Source organism: Bradyrhizobium manausense (assembly GCF_001440035.1).
Classification (GTDB): Bacteria; Pseudomonadota; Alphaproteobacteria; order Rhizobiales; family Xanthobacteraceae; genus Bradyrhizobium; species Bradyrhizobium manausense.
In genome coordinates this window covers 50,947-67,253 of the sequence record NZ_LJYG01000112.1, presented here as the reverse complement: position 1 = coordinate 67,253, position 16,307 = coordinate 50,947, and the positions used below count along the sequence as shown (strand labels likewise).

General features: G+C 64.1%; 21 protein-coding genes. 12 read left to right on the top strand and 9 right to left on the bottom strand.

From position 1 onward, the window contains the following. Positions 1-287: 287 nt before the first annotated feature. Both AOQ71_RS36865 and AOQ71_RS36860 read right to left on the bottom strand, forming a co-directional pair. Entirely contained in the window at positions 288-857 is a 570-nt protein-coding gene (locus AOQ71_RS36865) for a glutathione peroxidase (RefSeq protein WP_057757803.1), read from the bottom strand. Positions 858-949: 92 nt separating this feature from the next. Beyond that, positions 950-2,596 (bottom strand): L,D-transpeptidase, encoded by a 1,647-nt coding sequence (locus tag AOQ71_RS36860; protein ID WP_057757800.1) that lies wholly within the window; start codon positions 2,594-2,596, stop codon positions 950-952. A gap of 209 nt (positions 2,597-2,805) precedes the next feature. Between AOQ71_RS36860 and AOQ71_RS36855 the strand changes: the two genes are divergently transcribed. Beyond that, positions 2,806-3,354, top strand: a complete 549-nt coding sequence (locus AOQ71_RS36855) for a CreA family protein (RefSeq protein WP_057757796.1) — start codon at positions 2,806-2,808, stop codon at positions 3,352-3,354. An 11-nt stretch (positions 3,355-3,365) separates the two neighbouring features. On the opposite strand, the gene AOQ71_RS36850 is transcribed toward AOQ71_RS36855, so the two are convergent. After that, positions 3,366-3,572, bottom strand: a complete 207-nt coding sequence (locus AOQ71_RS36850) for a hypothetical protein (RefSeq protein WP_057759007.1) — start codon at positions 3,570-3,572, stop codon at positions 3,366-3,368. Between the two features lie 236 nt (positions 3,573-3,808). Here AOQ71_RS36850 and AOQ71_RS36845 point away from each other — a divergent pair, with 236 nt between their 5' ends. Together AOQ71_RS36845 and AOQ71_RS36840 are read left to right on the top strand one after the other, a co-directional pair. After that, positions 3,809-4,144: a hypothetical protein gene (locus tag AOQ71_RS36845; RefSeq protein WP_057757794.1), complete on the top strand. Its 336-nt coding sequence runs from the start codon at positions 3,809-3,811 to the stop codon at positions 4,142-4,144. 36 nt (positions 4,145-4,180) lie between these two features. Further along, positions 4,181-4,546: a hypothetical protein gene (locus tag AOQ71_RS36840; protein ID WP_057757791.1), complete on the top strand. Its 366-nt coding sequence runs from the start codon at positions 4,181-4,183 to the stop codon at positions 4,544-4,546. A 10-nt stretch (positions 4,547-4,556) separates the two neighbouring features. On the opposite strand, the gene AOQ71_RS36835 is transcribed toward AOQ71_RS36840, so the two are convergent. Both AOQ71_RS36835 and pdxR read right to left on the bottom strand, forming a co-directional pair. Continuing rightward, positions 4,557-4,808 (bottom strand): DUF6719 family protein, encoded by a 252-nt coding sequence (locus tag AOQ71_RS36835; RefSeq protein ID WP_057757788.1) that lies wholly within the window; start codon positions 4,806-4,808, stop codon positions 4,557-4,559. A gap of 87 nt (positions 4,809-4,895) precedes the next feature. Further along, a partial coding sequence (pdxR, locus tag AOQ71_RS36830) for a MocR-like pyridoxine biosynthesis transcription factor PdxR (RefSeq protein ID WP_245317350.1) occupies positions 4,896-6,340 on the bottom strand: 1,445 nt, incomplete at its 3' end. Between the two features lie 75 nt (positions 6,341-6,415). On the opposite strand from pdxR, the gene AOQ71_RS36825 reads away from it, so the two are divergent. The 7 genes from AOQ71_RS36825 to AOQ71_RS36795 all read left to right on the top strand — a co-directional run bounded on the left by AOQ71_RS36825 (position 6,416) and on the right by AOQ71_RS36795 (position 12,998). Further along, a complete protein-coding gene (locus AOQ71_RS36825; RefSeq protein ID WP_057757781.1) occupies positions 6,416-7,141 on the top strand; it encodes a pyridoxamine 5'-phosphate oxidase family protein in 726 nt (241 codons plus the stop codon). A gap of 52 nt (positions 7,142-7,193) precedes the next feature. Further along, complete coding sequence (locus tag AOQ71_RS36820) at positions 7,194-8,471, top strand: ArgE/DapE family deacylase (RefSeq protein ID WP_057757778.1); 1,278 nt, start codon at positions 7,194-7,196, stop codon at positions 8,469-8,471. Positions 8,472-8,709: 238 nt separating this feature from the next. Further along, complete coding sequence (locus AOQ71_RS36815; protein WP_057757775.1) at positions 8,710-9,519, top strand: alpha/beta hydrolase; 810 nt, start codon at positions 8,710-8,712, stop codon at positions 9,517-9,519. Positions 9,520-9,551: 32 nt separating this feature from the next. Further along, complete coding sequence (gene kynA / locus AOQ71_RS36810) at positions 9,552-10,391, top strand: tryptophan 2,3-dioxygenase (RefSeq protein ID WP_057757772.1); 840 nt, start codon at positions 9,552-9,554, stop codon at positions 10,389-10,391. A gap of 8 nt (positions 10,392-10,399) precedes the next feature. Continuing rightward, the gene (kynU, locus tag AOQ71_RS36805; RefSeq protein WP_057759005.1) at positions 10,400-11,602 is read left to right on the top strand and encodes a kynureninase; all 1,203 of its coding nucleotides are present in this window, start codon (positions 10,400-10,402) and stop codon (positions 11,600-11,602) included. Between the two features lie 233 nt (positions 11,603-11,835). Further along, positions 11,836-12,234, top strand: coding sequence for a PaaI family thioesterase (locus tag AOQ71_RS36800; RefSeq protein ID WP_057757769.1), 399 nt, complete (start codon positions 11,836-11,838; stop codon positions 12,232-12,234). Between the two features lie 152 nt (positions 12,235-12,386). Continuing rightward, positions 12,387-12,998, top strand: coding sequence for a GNAT family N-acetyltransferase (locus tag AOQ71_RS36795; RefSeq protein ID WP_057757766.1), 612 nt, complete (start codon positions 12,387-12,389; stop codon positions 12,996-12,998). A 73-nt stretch (positions 12,999-13,071) separates the two neighbouring features. Here AOQ71_RS36795 and AOQ71_RS36790 read toward each other — a convergent pair whose 3' ends face one another. Continuing rightward, positions 13,072-13,377: a hypothetical protein gene (locus AOQ71_RS36790; RefSeq protein WP_057757763.1), complete on the bottom strand. Its 306-nt coding sequence runs from the start codon at positions 13,375-13,377 to the stop codon at positions 13,072-13,074. A gap of 94 nt (positions 13,378-13,471) precedes the next feature. Further along, positions 13,472-14,152, bottom strand: coding sequence for a DUF2161 domain-containing phosphodiesterase (locus AOQ71_RS36785; RefSeq protein WP_057757760.1), 681 nt, complete (start codon positions 14,150-14,152; stop codon positions 13,472-13,474). A gap of 126 nt (positions 14,153-14,278) precedes the next feature. Here AOQ71_RS36785 and AOQ71_RS36780 point away from each other — a divergent pair, with 126 nt between their 5' ends. Then, positions 14,279-14,626 (top strand): GrlR family regulatory protein, encoded by a 348-nt coding sequence (locus AOQ71_RS36780; protein ID WP_057757757.1) that lies wholly within the window; start codon positions 14,279-14,281, stop codon positions 14,624-14,626. On the opposite strand, the gene AOQ71_RS36775 is transcribed toward AOQ71_RS36780, so the two are convergent. Beyond that, positions 14,627-15,307, bottom strand: a complete 681-nt coding sequence (locus tag AOQ71_RS36775; RefSeq protein ID WP_057757753.1) for an SDR family oxidoreductase — start codon at positions 15,305-15,307, stop codon at positions 14,627-14,629. Between the two features lie 119 nt (positions 15,308-15,426). On the opposite strand from AOQ71_RS36775, the gene AOQ71_RS36770 reads away from it, so the two are divergent. Then, complete coding sequence (locus AOQ71_RS36770) at positions 15,427-16,146, top strand: SGNH/GDSL hydrolase family protein (protein WP_057757750.1); 720 nt, start codon at positions 15,427-15,429, stop codon at positions 16,144-16,146. Between the two features lie 13 nt (positions 16,147-16,159). Here the strand turns inward: AOQ71_RS36770 and AOQ71_RS49215 are convergent. After that, positions 16,160-16,307, bottom strand: a 148-nt coding sequence (locus AOQ71_RS49215) for a tyrosine-protein phosphatase (protein WP_245317401.1), incomplete at its 5' end; no start/stop codon positions are given.

Here is a 16,307-nt window from a genome sequence, read left to right as displayed (position 1 = left end):
TGCTGCTGCGGGCGCGGCCTGGGTGGCGGCTGCGGGTTTTGCAGCCGGGGTCTGCGACCATGCCGCGCCTGTCAGCGCAACAGACATCGCGCTTGCCAAAATCAGTTTTGCCGCCACACGCATGGTGTTGTCCTCGAGATTGATCCCGTTGTTCCGCCGTGGCTTTTCGCCTCCGGCAAAACCTTCCTGCCCCTTATCACCTTAGCCTAGATGGTGCTCCATCCCCATTGCAACGGCTGTTTGGCCCTTCGCTGCAATTGTGCCCAACCGCGTTGCGGCGGATACGGTCAACTGTCGGCCAATGCCCGGGCTATCGCGGTTTTGACGCGCGTGTCGGCAGGCTCCACGGCTGAAGGAAACACCTCGGCGATATAGCCGTCGCGGCCGATCAAGTATTTGTGGAAGTTCCACTTCGGAACCTCCCTTGGCCGCGCCTCGGCCGCCCATTTGTAGAAGGGATGGGCCTTCGCCCCTGACACGACCGCCTTGGCAGCAATCGGGAAGGTAACGCCGTATTGGTGGTGCGCGGTCTCCGAGATCTCGCTGATGCCTCCGGGCTCCTGGCCGCCGAAATCATTGGAGGGCACGCCGATCACGGTGAGGCCGCGCTCGCGAAACTCGCTCCAGATCTCCTGCAGCCCTGCATATTGCGGCGTGTAACCGCACAGCGAGGCCGTGTTGACGACCAGCAGCGGTTTACCGGTGAAGGCGGCGAGGCGGATGTCGTCGCCGGACAAAGCCGGAAATGAGAAGGCGTAAGCGGAAATCCGGCTCATGCCGCCGTCGGCCCGCGCGCGCGTTGCCGATGCGGCTGCAGCGAGCAGCGCAGTGCTGAGCATGGTCCTGCGGCTCAACATGGCGGAGTCCCCCGGATGTGATGCGGGGCGGAGCTTACCTCGCCGATGCGACGGGCTCGCTCAACACCGCGTTATCTGACGCGGCGACGCTGCTAGTACAGGCGGACGATGAAGTCGGTGCCTTCGCCGGTTTCGCCCTGGTTGATGCCCTGGTCGGACACGATGACCGAGGCGCCTGACGTGAGCATCTCGTTGATCTTCGCCATGGCCTCGGCAGGGATCGTGATGCGATCCAGTGCCTCGGCCGGGCTATCGGGCGTCACCACAGGCCTGGCGGCAACAGGGATCACGGCAGCGCCACGCTGCCGGCGCAACAAATGACCGTCGTCCTCGCGCGCGGCGGCGCGGACGGTGACAGGCAGCGATACCACCGACCAATGCAGCGCATTCGAATCGGTTTTGTCGACGTCGGCCGTGAAGACGTGCGTGCCGAGCGGCCGGTCGCTGGCCGCGATCGTGACGGGCACATCGAACATCGGCGCGAAGTTCTGCCGCACGTAGAGCTTGGAATCCTTGCGGCTGATGAACACCGCAATCTGACCGGTCCGCTTCGGCATATCAGGCTTCACTGAAGGCGCGGGATCGGCGATGCGGGTCTGATCCTTCTTCGCATCCGGCGAAGCAGCTTGCGCGGGCGCAACCGTTGTCGCGGCCGCGTCGGGCTTGTTCTCGGTCGCCGCCGTGTCAGCCTTGGCGGGCTCGGACTTGGCGGGCTCGGACTTGGCCGGCTCGGACTTGGTGGGGTCGACCTTGTCTGCCGGCTTCTCGTCCGGCGTCGTCTTGGCCGCGTCCGCAGCGTCAGTCGGCTTTGCTTCGGTGCTCGCCGCGTCAGCGGGCTTGGCAGCGTCGTCCGTCTTCGCCGCTTCGTCGCGAACCGGCGCTTGACCCGTGGTCACATCCGACATCACGGTATGGCCCATCGTGGAGCGCAGCTCGAGCATGCCTTCTGCGCTGGCTGTCTTCCTCTCCAGAGATTTGGTCTCGACGGGCTTTGCGTCCGTGACCGTGGTGTCAGGCGCGCCCTTGTCCGCCTTGTCGCCGACGCTCGTCGGCGGCTCGAGGCTTGCTGCGGGCTGCGGCGGGACGCGCAGGGAAGCGAGCATCGGATGCGAGAAGCTTTGCGGCGTCAGCTGGCCCGGCGTGACGATCACGCGCGCGCCCATCTTGGTCCAGTTCCACATCTTGACCGCGAACGCCATCGGCATGCGGATGCAGCCGTGCGAGGCCGGATAGCCCGGCAATACGCCGGCATGCATGGCGACGCCGGACCAGGTGATCCGCTGCATGTACGGCATCGGCGCGCCGCTATAGATGTTGGAGTGGTGGAATTTGTGCTTCTGGATGACGCTGAACACACCCATCGGCGTCGAATGGCCCTTCATGCCTGTCGACACCGGCGACTCCGCGAAGACGCCCTTGGAGTCGTAGATCGTCACCTTCTGCCGCTCGATCGAGACGACGATGACGAGCGGGCCTTGCGGCTTCGCGCCGGTCTCTTTCTCGCCGACGGTCTCTTTCTTGGTCTTTGCGGCTGCCGAGCCGCGCTTCTGCGGCTTCAGTCGCGGCTCCGCCGGATAGCGCTGTTGCGGGGCGTAGTACGCGCCCGAATAGTCCGGATAATAATAGAATGCTGCTTCCGCCTGGCTGGTCGTTCCGATCGCACCCGCCGCCGCCAAAATCGCGGCCTGCCACAGCCGTGCCGGCGCGGCGGAGAAGGGGGACCCGTTCACGCTATTCATTCCTCGAATCCACAATCCAAATCAGACGTTAGTGTCGCAGAGGGGATACGCGTTCACCAGCACGGTAGTTCTGCGGTCCGCTACATTTGTTCAAGACGTAACAAAAAAGCCTCACGGAGCGGTAAACGGCGGCCGCGCCCGGCCTGCTGTCACCTTCCTGTCGGGACCTCCCATGCCTACATTGCCAGGACTTGTTACCGGAGAACTTCATGTCATCCCGTTTCCCCGGTCTTTCCGGCATCCGCTTGAAAGGCCTTGCTTTAGTGCTCCTGGCTCTGGCCGTTCCTCTGGCTTGCGCATCGGCCGCCGACGAGCCTGATCTGATCTTCCGCCGGTCCACGGTGTTCAAATGGATGAGCCCGAATGACAAGCTCGCGACCTATGGTCTCGACGACCCCGAGGTCGAGGGCGTGGCCTGTCATTTCACGGTACCGGAGAAGGGTGGCTTCAAGGGCTGGCTGGGACTTGCCGAGGAGGTCTCGGACATCTCACTTGCCTGCCGCCAGGTCGGCCCGATCAAGTTCAAGGAGAAGATGGAACAGGGCGACGACATGTTCCGCAGGCGCCGGTCGCTGTTCTTCAAGAAGATGCAGATCGTGCGCGGCTGCGACGCCAAGCGCAATGTGCTGGTCTACATGGTCTATTCGGACAAGCTGATCGAGGGATCGCCGAAGAATTCGACCTCGACCGTTCCGATCATGCCGTGGGGACCGGCCGACGCGAACGTCCAGAAATGCGGCGACTTCTTTACTCAGTGACGCGCTTGCGTTCACTCAGTCGTGGTCTCGCGCTTCATGCGCGGTTTCATCAGGTGCGAGCCGCTTAGCCGCACGAAAGCCTGCGGCGCGGCCTCGTAGCCGCGTCCTGATTGCAGAGCCATCGCGCCGGGCGAACCGGTACGGTCGCCGATCTGCCGATCGGCGCGATCCGTAGGCTGCGCCTCCTCGCGCACCGTTGCGCGATCTTGCGCCATCATGATGGCCATCCCTCGATATGTGCCCTGATTAGTGACGGGCCGTTCGGTTTCGAAGGCTCGGTCGCGTGCGATCGATTCTCGGTTCATCGGGGCGCCGGCCCTCGTTCGCCGACCTCTTCAGCAGAAAACCGTAAAATGCATGTGAAGCGCTGACGTCGCCGATATGACCGCTTCGCCTCCAGTGACGCAGACGGTCGTTCTCATGCCGGTTGAAACCATCAATCGCTCCATCTGAAATGATTGATGTTTTCGGCAGATTGTTTCGTCGCGCCGTGAGCGACGAAACAATTCTCACCGGGAACGAAACCATTCTGGGCTTTGGGCGCATCACGGAAGAAACCGCTGATGGTTATCAGGGTGACAACGACGACGGCGGAACCGCCGGCCACGCGATTCGGAGACATCCCATGCGCGCGCTCAGCTTCATCCTTGCTTTCGGTTTCGTGCTCGCCGGTTCCTCGTTGGCCGGAGCACCGGACGGCAATCTGCCCGGCATCGGGACTTTCCAGTACAGCGGCTCGCCGATCTCCACCACGGCGCCGCAGCCGATCGTTGTGGCGGCGCGCTTCTGATCCCCCAACAAAAAACCAGCCCGCAAAGGCGCCATCATGTATCTTCGTTTCTGCGCCGCGGCGTTCCTGTCCGTTCTGACCATCAGCTCCGTTCAGGCTCAGGTGCGCTCACCGAGCCGGTTGCCGGATCCGCGCAGCGAGTTCGTGAGGCAATGTGCGCCGCGCATGCTCGGGCGCTGGGAGCACCCCGAAGAGGTCTGCGGCTGCCTGCATGATCACGCGGCTGCCGTCGTCGAGGATCGCGACCTGCGCGAGGCGCTGCTGCGCGGCATCAGTGAGACCGGCGTTCCCACGATCGAGACCGATTGGGTGCCGGCCGCCAAGCAAGGCGAGATCGGGGCGACCTTCACCAAGATCGCCAAGCCGACCTTGCAGTGCATGTTCGACCCTGCGAAATCCTAAGGTCTCACCTCTACTTCGGACCGAACCGCGGCACGCAGGATGCCGTTCGTGCGACGCCCTTGTCCGTCATCTTCGAGCCGCGAACTTCCTTGACCTGTCCGGCCGGGCAGGTTCCGTCATCCACCTGCACGCGCTGGCCGAGCTTGAGGTCGACGATATCCTGCTCACGCCCGACCGTGGTCGCGTAGGCCGCCGAGGCGAGCGCGGAGGAGATCAGGAGCGCGAGGCAGGCTGCACGGCCTGTTGAGGCGGCGGGTGACATGATGAGGGGATCCCGGAATCGATTCCGCAATGTTAGGCAGCAGCCACTGATTCTGATACTGAACCTTCGTCAGGCCCGCCGGGCCTNCGGCCCTTGGTTTGCAATCTGGCACGCGATTCCTTCGCGAGTCGTTCGGCGGCAGCGACGAGCTGTGGAACCGCATGCCCTGAAAATCCCAGCACGAACCCCGGCAGGGGCCGCGTCCGCGCATAGGTCTCGGCGAGCAGCCAGCCTTCCGCACCTGCCGCGTGCTTCGCTTCAGCTGCGACCACTGGGGCAACCGACGGATCGAACCGGGCCACGAGATGCAGGCCCTGCGACGGCACCGGGACCGACAGCGCACCACCTGACGCGGCTTCGAGCGTTTCGGCCAGCGCATCGCGCGCTTCACGGTAGAGCTTGCGCACCCGCTTCAGATTTGCGGCGAATGCACCTGAGTTAAGCATGTCGGCGACCGCGCCTTCCAACATCGTGGCGGGGAAGCGGTCGAGCGCGGCGCGCGCGGCCGTGACGTCGCCGATCAGGCGCTCGGGCAGGGCGCAATAGCCGATGCGCAGGCCCGGAAACAGCGTCTTGGCGAAGGTGCCCATGTAGATCACGCGCTGGAGGTGATCGATGCCGGCAAGCGACATCAGCGGCGCGCCGTCATAGCGAAACTCGCTGTCGTAATCGTCCTCGAACACGAAGGCGCCGGCCTGCTTCGCCCAGTCCAGCAGTTCGAGCCGCCGCGGCATCGACATCTGCACGCCCAGCGGAAACTGGTGCGACGGCGTGACATAGGCTGCGCGCGCACCTGGTGCGGCGGAGCGGCCCCTCGCGACTTGCAGACCGTGCGCGTCAACGGGAACGGCGACGGTACGGTAACCGCATTGCGCGATGGTCTTGCGCGCCGTGGGATAGCCTGGATCCTCGCACCAGACTTGATCATTCGGTTTCAAGAGAGCGCCCAGCACGATACGCAGCGTGTGCAACGTGCCCGACGTCAGCATGATCTGGTCGGGGTCGCAGCGCAGGCCCCGCGCCGAGAGCAGATGATCGGCGATCGCAACGCGCAGCTCATTGCTGCCGCGCGGGTCGCCGTAGTGCAGATGCTCGCTGCCAAAGGCGCGCATCCGTCGGCCGACAAAGGCGCGCAAACGTTGCACCGCGCGCTCGTCAATATGGGTACAGCCGAGCGAGAGGGCGCCTTGTTTCGGTGCCTCGACGATCACCTTCGGCTTCTTCGATGCGACGGCGCGGGCCGGGATGCGCGCGGCGACAAAGGTGCCGGAGCCAACGGTTGCTTGCGCAAACCCGTCGGCGATCAGGCGCTCGTACGCCGTGACCACCGCATTGCGCCGAAAGCCGGTCTGCTTCGCCAGCGTGCGCGAGGGCGGCAGCGGCTCGCCCGACTTGACGAGGCCGCCGACGATCATCTCGCACAGCGCCTGGTACAGCCGGTGCGCCGAGGACGCGCCGGCTGTGATGTGCGGGCCGGTGAGATCGAGCGGCAGCTCGGCCTTCCCAAGGGAATTGGTCGGAATTTTTTGCATGGAATTGGCACTATCGCAGACCAAATGCGCGGCTACAACTGGTCTGGAACTGTTCCAGACCCGACAGGAGCGGCCGTGAGCCAGACCGAGAGCCCAAATTCCTATCCGACGTCGGCGCGCAACCAGGTGAAGCGCCGGCACGACCGCGGCTTCTACGATCACGCCACCGTCCACCGCATCCTGGATTCCTCGATGTTGTGCCACGTCTCCTATGTGATCGACGGCCAGCCCTATTGCACGCCGACCTTCTTCTGGCGCGAGGGGACCAAGCTGTACTGGCACGGCTCCAGCGCCAGCCGCATGCTGCGCAACCAAACCAAAGGCGAGCGGGTGTGCCTGACGGTGGCCCATCTCGACAGCCTCGTGTTGGCGCGCTGCGGCTTCAATCATTCCGCCGACTATCGCGCGGTGATGGCGTTCGGCACCGCCTATCTCGTCACCGATCCCGTCGAGAAGGAGCGCGCGGTGGTCGCGATGGTCGACCGCTTCTTCCCGGATCGCACCGCGGGCCTGCGAGCCGGCAATATCCAGGAGATCAAGGCGACCTCCTTTATCGCGATGGAGATCGAGGAGGCCTCGGCCAAGATCCGCGCCAAGGGTGTCGCCGACGACGAAGAGGACTACGAACTGCCTATTTATGCCGAGCGCATTCCGGTTCGCACCGTTCTCGGCGCGCCCGAGCCGTGCCCGCGGCTGCTCGATGGCGTCACGCGTCCTGCGACGCTGAATGGCTATTCCGAGGGCCGCCTGCTCGAAGATGCATTGCGGGATGCTTATTTTGTAGAGTACCCCAACGGCTGAAATCGGCTAGCTTGCGCGCTCCTTAGACCAATCGGATGCCGGGAGTTGCCTGATGGATGCCGAAACGCAGCAGAGGATTCTTGACGCCGTCGACGCCGGCTTCGAAGCCCAGCTTGCGACCACGCGCGATTTCGTCGCGATCCCTTCGACCCGCGGGGCGGAGGGGCCGTGCCAGGACATGATCGGCGACTTGCTGCGCGCACGCGGCTACGAGGTCGACGATTGGCACATCAATGTCGACGACTTGAAGGATCTGCGCGGCTTCGGGCCGATCGAGCATGATTTCTCCAGGGCGCGCACGGTGGTCGGTACGTATCGTCCGTCCACCGAGGGGGGCAAATCGCTGATCCTCCAGGGCCATTGCGACGTGGTGCCCGCGGGACCGCTGGAACTGTGGGATTCGCCGCCGTTCTCACCCGTCATCAAGGACGGCAAGATGTTCGGCCGCGGCGCCTGCGACATGAAGTCGGGCACCATCGGCGCACTCTATGCGCTGGATGCGATCAAGGCGGCCGGCCTGAAGCCGACGGCCCGGATCCACTTCCAGTCTGTCATCGAGGAGGAGAGCACCGGCGTCGGCGCGCTCTCGACGCTGCAGCGGGGCTACCGGGCCGATGCATGCTTCATCCCCGAGCCGACCGGCGGCAAGATGGTGCGCGCGCAGGTCGGCGTGATCTGGTTTCGCCTTCGCGTGAAGGGCCATCCCGTCCACGTCGCGCATGCCGGCTCGGGTGCCAACGCGATCATGGCGGCGTACCATCTGATCCAGGCGGTGCAGAAGCTCGAGATCGAATGGAACGAGCGTGCCAAGGCCGACCGCCACTTCAAGACGCTCAACCATCCCATCAATTTCAACCCCGGCATCATCAAGGGTGGCGACTGGGCTTCCAGCGTCCCGGCCTGGTGCGACGTCGATTGCCGCATTGCCGTGTTGCCGGGTTGGTCGATCGCCGACCACCAGAAGGAGATTCTGGCGTGCATCGCGGCGGCCTCGCGTAATCACCGCTTTCTCGCGAACAATCCGCCTGATGTGGAATGGTCCGGCTTCCTGTCGGAAGGCTATGAGCTGACAAATTCGGCGGCGTCGGAAGCGGCCTTCGGCAAGGCCTTCAACAAGGTTTATGGCGGAGCGGTCGAGGACCTCGTCTTCACCGCGCTCACCGACACCCGCTTTTACGGCCTCAACCACGGCATCCCGAGCCTGTGCTTCGGCGCCAGCGGCGGCGAGATGCACGGCTTCAACGAATTCGTCGATCTGGAATCGCTGAAGAAGACGACCAAGGCGATGGCGCTGTTCATCGCCGAATGGTGCGGGGTGGAGAGGGCGTAGCGGCCTCTCCGCGTCATCGCGAGGAACTCTTGCGACGAAGCAATCCAGACTGTTGCTGCGGAAACAGACTGGATTGCTTTGCTGCGCTCGCAATGACGGGTGGTCTTGGCTGGAGCGCCGGTCGCCCAAAACACGGGCCTATCCAAATCCTTTAAGCTTAAAAGAAAGACTAGGATGCCGCCCTGACCGGTGGCAGACTGGCGTTCGGTTCGCTGAACGAGTCCCCGAGGGAGTCACGATGCGCGATTGGGATGATGCTTACGCCAATTCGGCCCATATCCCGGGTTCGGACAAGATGCCGGCGCAATGGGCGGAGCGGGCGGCGGCCTACCGGGCCGGGCTGAAGGATTTTCGCCCTGAGATCGCCTACGGCTCCGCCGAGCGTCAGAGTTTCGACCTGATCCTGCCCGACGGCGGCAGCAAGGGCCTCGTCGTGTTCGTGCACGGCGGCTATTGGATGCGCTTCGACAAATCGGCCTGGACGGATCTTGCCGAAGGCGCGCGGCACCACGGCTGGACCGTGTGCCTGCCGAGCTACACGTTGGCGCCGGCGGCGCGCATCTCCGACATTACGGCAGAAATCGCCGCCGCGATCGCGAAGGCCGCCTCGCTCGTCGCGGGACCGATCCGGCTCGCCGGCCATTCGGCGGGCGGCCATCTCGTCACGCGCATGCTGTGCGACGACAGCCGGCTCGAGCCTTCGGTCTTCAACCGTATCGCCGGCACGCTTTCGATCAGCGGGCTGCACGATCTGCGCCCGCTGCTGAAAACGAGGATGAACGAGACGCTGCGCATGACCATGGAGGAGGCGACATTGGAGAGCGCAGCGCTGCATCTGCCGCGCGGGCATTCGCCTGTCACCGCCTGGGTCGGCGGCAGCGAGCGGCCGGAGTTTATCCGCCAGTCCGACCTGCTGGCCAATGTCTGGACCGGCTTTGACGTGCCGACGCGGCTCGTCGTCGATCCCGGGCTCAACCATTTCACCGTGATCGACGCGCTGAAGGATCCGTCCTCGCAGATCACCGCGCGCCTGATCGGGCTCGACTAGCGGGCAGGGATGATCGATCGAAAGGGCCTGTCATGACGTCCAGCGATTACGATCCCTCAAACGAAGGTGCCGAGACCGACTTCGCCCGGCGCATGTCCTATGGCGATTATCTGTCGCTGGACGCCATTCTCGGCGCGCAGCATCCGCTGTCCGAAGCGCATGACGAGATGCTGTTCATCATCCAGCATCAGACCACGGAGCTGTGGATGCGTCTCGCGATCCATGAGCTCAGCGCCGCGCGCCGCGCCATCGCCAGGGACGAGGTGGCTCCGGCCATGAAGATGCTGGCGCGAATGTCGCGCATCTTCGAGCAGCTCAACAACGCCTGGGACGTGCTGCGCACGATGACGCCCAGTGAATATACCCGCTTTCGCTCCCAGCTCGGCCAGTCCTCCGGCTTCCAGTCGCGGCAATATCGGCTGATCGAATATCTGCTCGGCAACCGCAATCACGCCATGCTGAAGCCGCACGCGCACGACGCGGAAACGACAAAACTGCTCGAGGCTGAGCTCGCGACGCCGAGCCTCTATGACGAGGTTCTGCGGCTTGCCGATCGCCACGGGCTCAAGATGCCGGCCGCCGTGCTGGCGCGCGACGTCCGCGAGACCCACAGCTTCAGCGAGGGCGTGCTTGACGCCTGGCGCGAGGTCTACCAGGCGCCGGAGACGCACTGGATGTTGTACGAGCTTGCCGAGAAGCTGGTCGATTTCGAGGATTATTTCCGGCGCTGGCGCTTCAACCATGTCACCACGGTCGAGCGCGTCATCGGCTTCAAGCGCGGCACCGGCGGCACGGGTGGCGTCAGCTATCTGAAGCGCATGCTCGAGGTCGAGCTGTTTCCCGAACTCTGGCGCGTGCGCACGATTCTGTAGGGATGTCCATGTCCAGGCTTTGCGTCTACGTCGACACCAAGGCGCTGTTTCATCTGCCCGAGGGTATGATCTATCTCGACGGCAATTCGCTCGGCGCATTGCCGCTTGGCGTCGCCGAGCGCGTCAACCGCGTCATCACGACGGAGTGGGGCGATGAGCTGATCCGCGCCTGGAACAGCGCAGGCTGGTATGCCCAGCCGCGCCATGTCGGCGATCGCATCGCCCGGCTGATCGGCGCCGAGGCCGGCTCGGTGATGGTCGGCGATACGCTTTCGCTCAAGGTCTACCAGGCACTCGCCGCTGCGCTTGACATGAACGCCTCGCGCAAGGTCGTCCTGTCGGACACCGGCAATTTCCCGACCGACCTCTACATGGCGGAAGGCCTGATCGCGACGCTCGGGCGCGGCCATCAGCTGCGCCTGGTGGCTCCGGAGGAGATCGAGGCTTCGCTGTCGGAAGAGGTCGCCGTCCTCTACATCACCGAGGTCGACTACCGCACCGGCCGCCGTCACGACATGGCGAAGCTGACCGCGAAGGCGCGTGCGCTTGATATCGTCACGGTTTGGGACCTCGCGCATTCGGCCGGCGCGCTGCCGGTCGATCTCGCCGGCTGCGGTGTCGATTTCGCTGCGGGGTGCACCTACAAATACATCAATGCCGGCCCCGGCGCGCCGGCGTTTCTCTACGTCGCGCCGCGTCATGCCGATGGTGCGCGTGCGGCGCTCTCCGGATGGATGGGCCACGCAAAGCCGTTTGCGTTTGAGCTTGGCTACGCCGCCGCCGGCGGTGTCGAGCGCATGCGCGTCGGCACACCCCCGGTACTGGCGATGGCGGCGCTGGAGGCTTCGCTCGATATCTGGGATCGGGTTGACATCAAGGAGATCCGCGCCCGCTCGTTGGCACTCGGTGATCTCCTGATCGCGGAGGTCGAGCGCCGTTGCCCGTCCCTGAAGCTCGTGACCCCGCGCGCGCACGAGCATCGTGGTTCGCAAGTCTCGTTCGCCTTCGCGGGCGGTTACGCCGCGATGCAGGCCCTGATCGCGCGCGGCGTCATCGGCGATTTCCGTGCGCCCGATATCATGAGGTTCGGCATCACGCCGCTCTATATCGGCGAGAGCGAGATCGTCCGTGCGGCCGAGATCATCGAGGAGGTGATCGCAGGCGGGCTCTGGCGTCGGCCGGAATACCAGGTCGTGAATGCAGTGACGTGAAACACGAAGCCTCTCCGGCGTCATTGCGAGGAGCTCTTGCGACGAAGCAATCCAGAATCCCTCGGCGCAGGCAGTCTGGATTGCTTCGCTTCGCTCGCAACGACGATGGAGGGATGGTCGGCGCGTCCCTGCCGGGGGAGCGCCGGCGGCACGACCGTCATTACCTCAGACGTCATTGCTTTGCCGCGCGAAGCCATTCACGTTGAGACAACAATGAATTGGGAGGAGATCTGATGACGCCGCTCGAAAAACTCAAGGCGATGAAAATGCCGTTCGCCGAGCTCAAGGGCGTCGAATTCGTCGAAGCCGGGAAGGATCGCGTAGTCGCGCGGATGATCGTGCGGCCCGATCTCTGCACCCTGCATCACACCATCCACGGCGGCGCGGTGATGGCGCTCGCCGATTCCGTTGGCGCAGCGGCGACCGTGATTAATCTGCCTGATGACGCCAAGGGCACGACGACGCTGGAGAGCAAGACCAACTTCCTCGGTGGCGCCAAGGAGGGAACCACTATCATCGCGACCGCGACCCCGGTTCACCGGGGGCGCCGGACCCAGGTCTGGACCACCCGGCTGGAGACCGAGGACGGCAAGCTGGTGGCCGTGGTGACCCAGACGCAGCTGGTCCTGTAAGACTACGGGGCTTTGATTTTGTTAACGAATTGGTCGTTCCCGTTGCCGGAAACTTGAGCAGGTTCCCGTCTTGATAATTTTGTTGCGACGCACAATATTGGGGTCCTAGGGATTCGAACGCCTCCTCGAGGGACACCAAGAGGAGTTTTGACGTGACACTTGATGAGACCGTTCGCGCCACGTCCGTTCCGGGCTATGTGCGGACCCTGAGCCAGCAGGAAGAATTGCCGCTGTTGCGCGATCATCTGCTCAGGCTCGATGCCGGAAGCCGGCACGACCGCTTCAACGGTTTTCTCGACGACAGTTTCATCGAGCGCTACGCGGCCCGCTGCGCGGATGATGGCACCGTGATCGTTGCCTACATCGTCGACGGCGTGGTCCGTGGTGCGGCTGAGCTGCATCCGCCGGAGGGCGATTCGCTGCCCGAAGTCGCTTTCAGCGTGGAGGCCTCCGCACGCCGCCAGAACGTCGGCACCGTGCTGTTCAGCCGCCTGATCGCGGAAGCGCGCTGGAAGGGCTACAAGAGCCTGCGCATCACCACGGGCGCGGAGAATCACGCCATGCGCGCGCTCGCCAGGAAGTTCGGCGCGAACCTGCAATTCCGCCATGGCGAATCGACCGGCACGATCGACCTGACCAAGACGCCCGAGGACGAGCTTGCGGATCTCGCCTCGGCGCCGTTCAAGGCCGGCCGCGCGCTGCTCAGCTTCAACTCGACCTGCTGGAAGCTGATCTCCAGCATGTACGGCAATCGCGCGGCCTGACGGCAAAGGCCTGAATCAAAAAGCGGACCGGCGAGGCCGGTCCGCTGTTTTATTGAAGCAAGAATGTGAGGCCTTAGGTGCCGGTGCGCTTGTCGTTGCCGAAGCGACGAACGACGCGGCGCTCGACCACGACAGAGCGCTGCGCGCCCTGTTCGCCGGCGATCACGCGCGTCGCGGTGATGCGGCCGTTGGTGCGGGCCTGCTTCTTGACCTCGGCCTGAACGATTTCCAGTGGCATCCCCATCAGCGCGGCAGCGATCTCGGCCTGCTGCTCCTGGTCGTCGGTGATGCCGACGGCAGCGAAGATCGCCTCATCCAGCGTGGGCGGATCGTGGCGCACGCGCCGCGTGCCATATTTGGTATTCCAATCTGCGCTCATAACGGCCTCATTTTGATGCCGGATACGTAGTGCCCTACATGTTGCATTGCAATATGAAATTGGTGTGGCAGCTCAGCTATGCACCGCTTGGGCGTCACAGCGGTGACGGGGCACCGATCTCAGGGCGTTGCTGCGGCCAGCGTTTCAGCGCCGCATGTCCAGCCGGCGTAAGCGCGTAGATTCCCCGGTCGGCGCGCTCGAACCAGCCATACACATTGTTAAGCAAGATCTTGCCGGCATCGGGACAGCGCTCGCGCAGTTCGCGCACCCGCCTTGGGCCTGCTGCGAGTTCGGATGCGCAGGCCAGCGCCTGCTGCCGATAGGCCGTCATGATCGGCGCGCGGGTGCTGCCGCCGAGCACGGGATCACCCTGGCGGCGCTGATGTTCGGCGACCAGCCGCGAGCGCGTCTTCGGCTCGCGGCGCGGGGCCGCTGTCGGCGGCTTCACCAGCACCTCGACCTCGCCCTTATCGGTTACCCCGAGCATACCGAAGCCGAGGCGGCGACACAGATTGCGATAGCGCGCATCGCTCTCGCGGCCCTTGCCGCGTGCGGATATTTTTGCCGCGATCCAGATCTCGTCGCCTGCCGGCGCACGATCAACTGCTTGCAGGATCAGCTCGAGATTGAAGGCGAGCTTGAGCTCGCCGATCACCACGACAGGCGGATCGCCGGCGCTCAGGCCGACGAGATCGCAGCCGCGGATCTCGCCCTTCACGTCGAAGCCGAGGCTTTCGAGGAATCGTTTGACGGGGAGGTAGAGCGCGGTTTCCAAGGTGAGTTTCCAGTCGGAGAATCAATTCCCCGTAGTCTAGCCCGGATCGGGATCGAGGCCGGCGAGCATTTGCCCGAACGCGGTCAAGCCAGCTATATCCTCACGCGGGGAACAGGGCGCTTGCATATGACGATCAGGAACGGGCTCTATCACATCCGGATCGAGTTCCTGGATAGCGTCCAGGGCGGCAATCAGGGTGTCATGGTGCTGCGCGACGGCACCATGCGCGGCGGCGACTCGTTTTTCTTCGCTTATGGCAGCTACACCTCGGCCGACGGCAAATGGAAGGGCGAGCTGACCAACGAGGAGCATTCGCCCTCGTTCGACGAGCGCCCGGTGTGGGGCCGCAAGGTCGTGACCATCGGCTTCAGTGGCACCTATACCGACGAGACCGCCTATGGCGAGGGCATTGCGCTCGCGGGCAAGCAGAGCATCCGCTTCAAGGGCAATCTTCGGCTGCTGGTGCCGGATTGATCACACCCGACCGCTCACCGGAATCAGCGCCCCGGTGACGCCGCTCGCGGCGTCGCTGACGAGGAACAGGATCACCTCGGCAAGCTCCTGCGGCGTCACCCATTTGGCGAAGTCCGCTTTCGGCATGTCGGCGCGGTTGGCCTTGGTGTCGATGATCGACGGCAGCACCGCGTTCACCGTGACCTTGCCCTTCCATTCGCTGGCCAGTGCCTCGGTGAGGCGGTGCACGCCCGCCTTCGATGCCGCGTAAGGTCCCATGCCGGAGCCCGCCTGAACCGCGCCCATGGCGCCGATATTGACGATGCGGCCGGCCTTTGAGGCAGCAAGGTGCGGGAGCGCTGCATGCGAGGTGTTGAGGGCCGTCAGCAGATTCAGCGCGTGCATGCGGTGCCACGTCTTGAGGTCGCCGTCGCCGACTGTCTCGAAGGCGAAGCCGCCGGCAATGTTGATCAGCGCGTCCAGTCTGCCGAAATGCTTCGCGGCAGCCTCGACCGCTGTCTTCGCCTGCGCTGCATCGGAAAGGTCGACGCCGCCGATCTCGATGCGCTCGGTCGTGGCCGGCATTTGTGAGGGCGCATAATCGATGCCAGCCACCAGTGCACCGCGCGACCGTGCGACGTCGGCGACCACCCTGCCAAGTGCGCCGAGGGCGCCGGTCACGACGATGACTTTTCCCTGCACGGTTCCCTCCCTCGCCTCTATTCGCGCCGACTATTGCGCGAGGCCAGTTGCAGTTGCAATGGCGCCGGCATCAAGGCTGGGCTATAAATGCAACTTTAGATCGTTCGAGGAGGCTGTTCATGCCCGAACCTTTTCCGTCCATCGAATTTCCCTCTGCGATCGTCGACCTGAAATATCCCCTGATGCGGCTCCGGCAAGCCTTCGATGGAAAGGGCGTGGTGCGGATCGTAGCCATGGGGTCGTCGTCGACGGCCGGACGAGCCGATGTCGTGCCTTATCCCTATCGGCTCGAGATGTATCTGCGGCAATATTTCAAGGACGTCCTGCATCGGACGGATATCCGGATTGACGTGCTCAACCGGGGGATTGGCGGACAAGAGGCGACCGAGGAGCTCGGGCGGTTCGAGGCCGATATTTTTCCCGATGACCCCGCGCTGGTGATCTGGCAGGTGGGAACGAATGCGGTTTTTCACAACGACCAATATGACGTTGACGTCGTTGCCGGGAACATCAGGAAGGGGCTGGCGCAATTGCGTGCCCGCGGCTTCGAGGTCGTGGTGATGGACCCGCAATATACGACGAAGATGCTGTGGGATGATCGCGCCGAGCTGTCGGACAGAATGGTCCGGCTGATCCGCGATGCGGCCAATGACGCCGGGGTCAATCTGTTTCAGCGCTGGGCCCTGATGCGGCATTGGCACGTGCAGAACAAGGTGTCGTTCGAGCAATTGGTCGATGTGACCGATCCCGACCAGCTGCACCAGAGCGACTGGAGCACCATGCAAGTCTCACTCGCTTTCAAGGATGTCATCATCAAGGCTGCGGGGGTGACGGCGTGAGGGGCCGCCGCCATCACGTTTGCAGATAACGCTCCTTCAGCGCGATCCGCTCGGGCGCGCCGAGCTTGAGGCCGTCGTGCAAATAGGCCTCGACATCGCCATAGTCGTCCCTGACCGCATCGAAAGCGGCCGCGAGAAAGGAGGCGTTGACCGAGCCGATC

Coding starts and splice junctions, on each gene's coding strand:
- AOQ71_RS36865 (WP_057757803.1), bottom strand. CDS start 857: ATGTTGAGCCGCAGGACCATGCTCAGCACTGCGCTGCTCGCTGCAGCC.
- AOQ71_RS36860 (WP_057757800.1), bottom strand. CDS start 2,596: ATGAATAGCGTGAACGGGTCCCCCTTCTCCGCCGCGCCGGCACGGCTG.
- AOQ71_RS36855 (WP_057757796.1), top strand. CDS start 2,806: ATGTCATCCCGTTTCCCCGGTCTTTCCGGCATCCGCTTGAAAGGCCTT.
- AOQ71_RS36850 (WP_057759007.1), bottom strand. CDS start 3,572: ATGATGGCGCAAGATCGCGCAACGGTGCGCGAGGAGGCGCAGCCTACG.
- AOQ71_RS36845 (WP_057757794.1), top strand. CDS start 3,809: ATGATTGATGTTTTCGGCAGATTGTTTCGTCGCGCCGTGAGCGACGAA.
- AOQ71_RS36840 (WP_057757791.1), top strand. CDS start 4,181: ATGTATCTTCGTTTCTGCGCCGCGGCGTTCCTGTCCGTTCTGACCATC.
- AOQ71_RS36835 (WP_057757788.1), bottom strand. CDS start 4,808: ATGTCACCCGCCGCCTCAACAGGCCGTGCAGCCTGCCTCGCGCTCCTG.
- AOQ71_RS36820 (WP_057757778.1), top strand. CDS start 7,194: ATGGATGCCGAAACGCAGCAGAGGATTCTTGACGCCGTCGACGCCGGC.
- AOQ71_RS36815 (WP_057757775.1), top strand. CDS start 8,710: ATGCGCGATTGGGATGATGCTTACGCCAATTCGGCCCATATCCCGGGT.
- kynA (WP_057757772.1), top strand. CDS start 9,552: ATGACGTCCAGCGATTACGATCCCTCAAACGAAGGTGCCGAGACCGAC.
- kynU (WP_057759005.1), top strand. CDS start 10,400: ATGTCCAGGCTTTGCGTCTACGTCGACACCAAGGCGCTGTTTCATCTG.
- AOQ71_RS36800 (WP_057757769.1), top strand. CDS start 11,836: ATGACGCCGCTCGAAAAACTCAAGGCGATGAAAATGCCGTTCGCCGAG.
- AOQ71_RS36790 (WP_057757763.1), bottom strand. CDS start 13,377: ATGAGCGCAGATTGGAATACCAAATATGGCACGCGGCGCGTGCGCCAC.
- AOQ71_RS36780 (WP_057757757.1), top strand. CDS start 14,279: ATGACGATCAGGAACGGGCTCTATCACATCCGGATCGAGTTCCTGGAT.
- AOQ71_RS36770 (WP_057757750.1), top strand. CDS start 15,427: ATGCCCGAACCTTTTCCGTCCATCGAATTTCCCTCTGCGATCGTCGAC.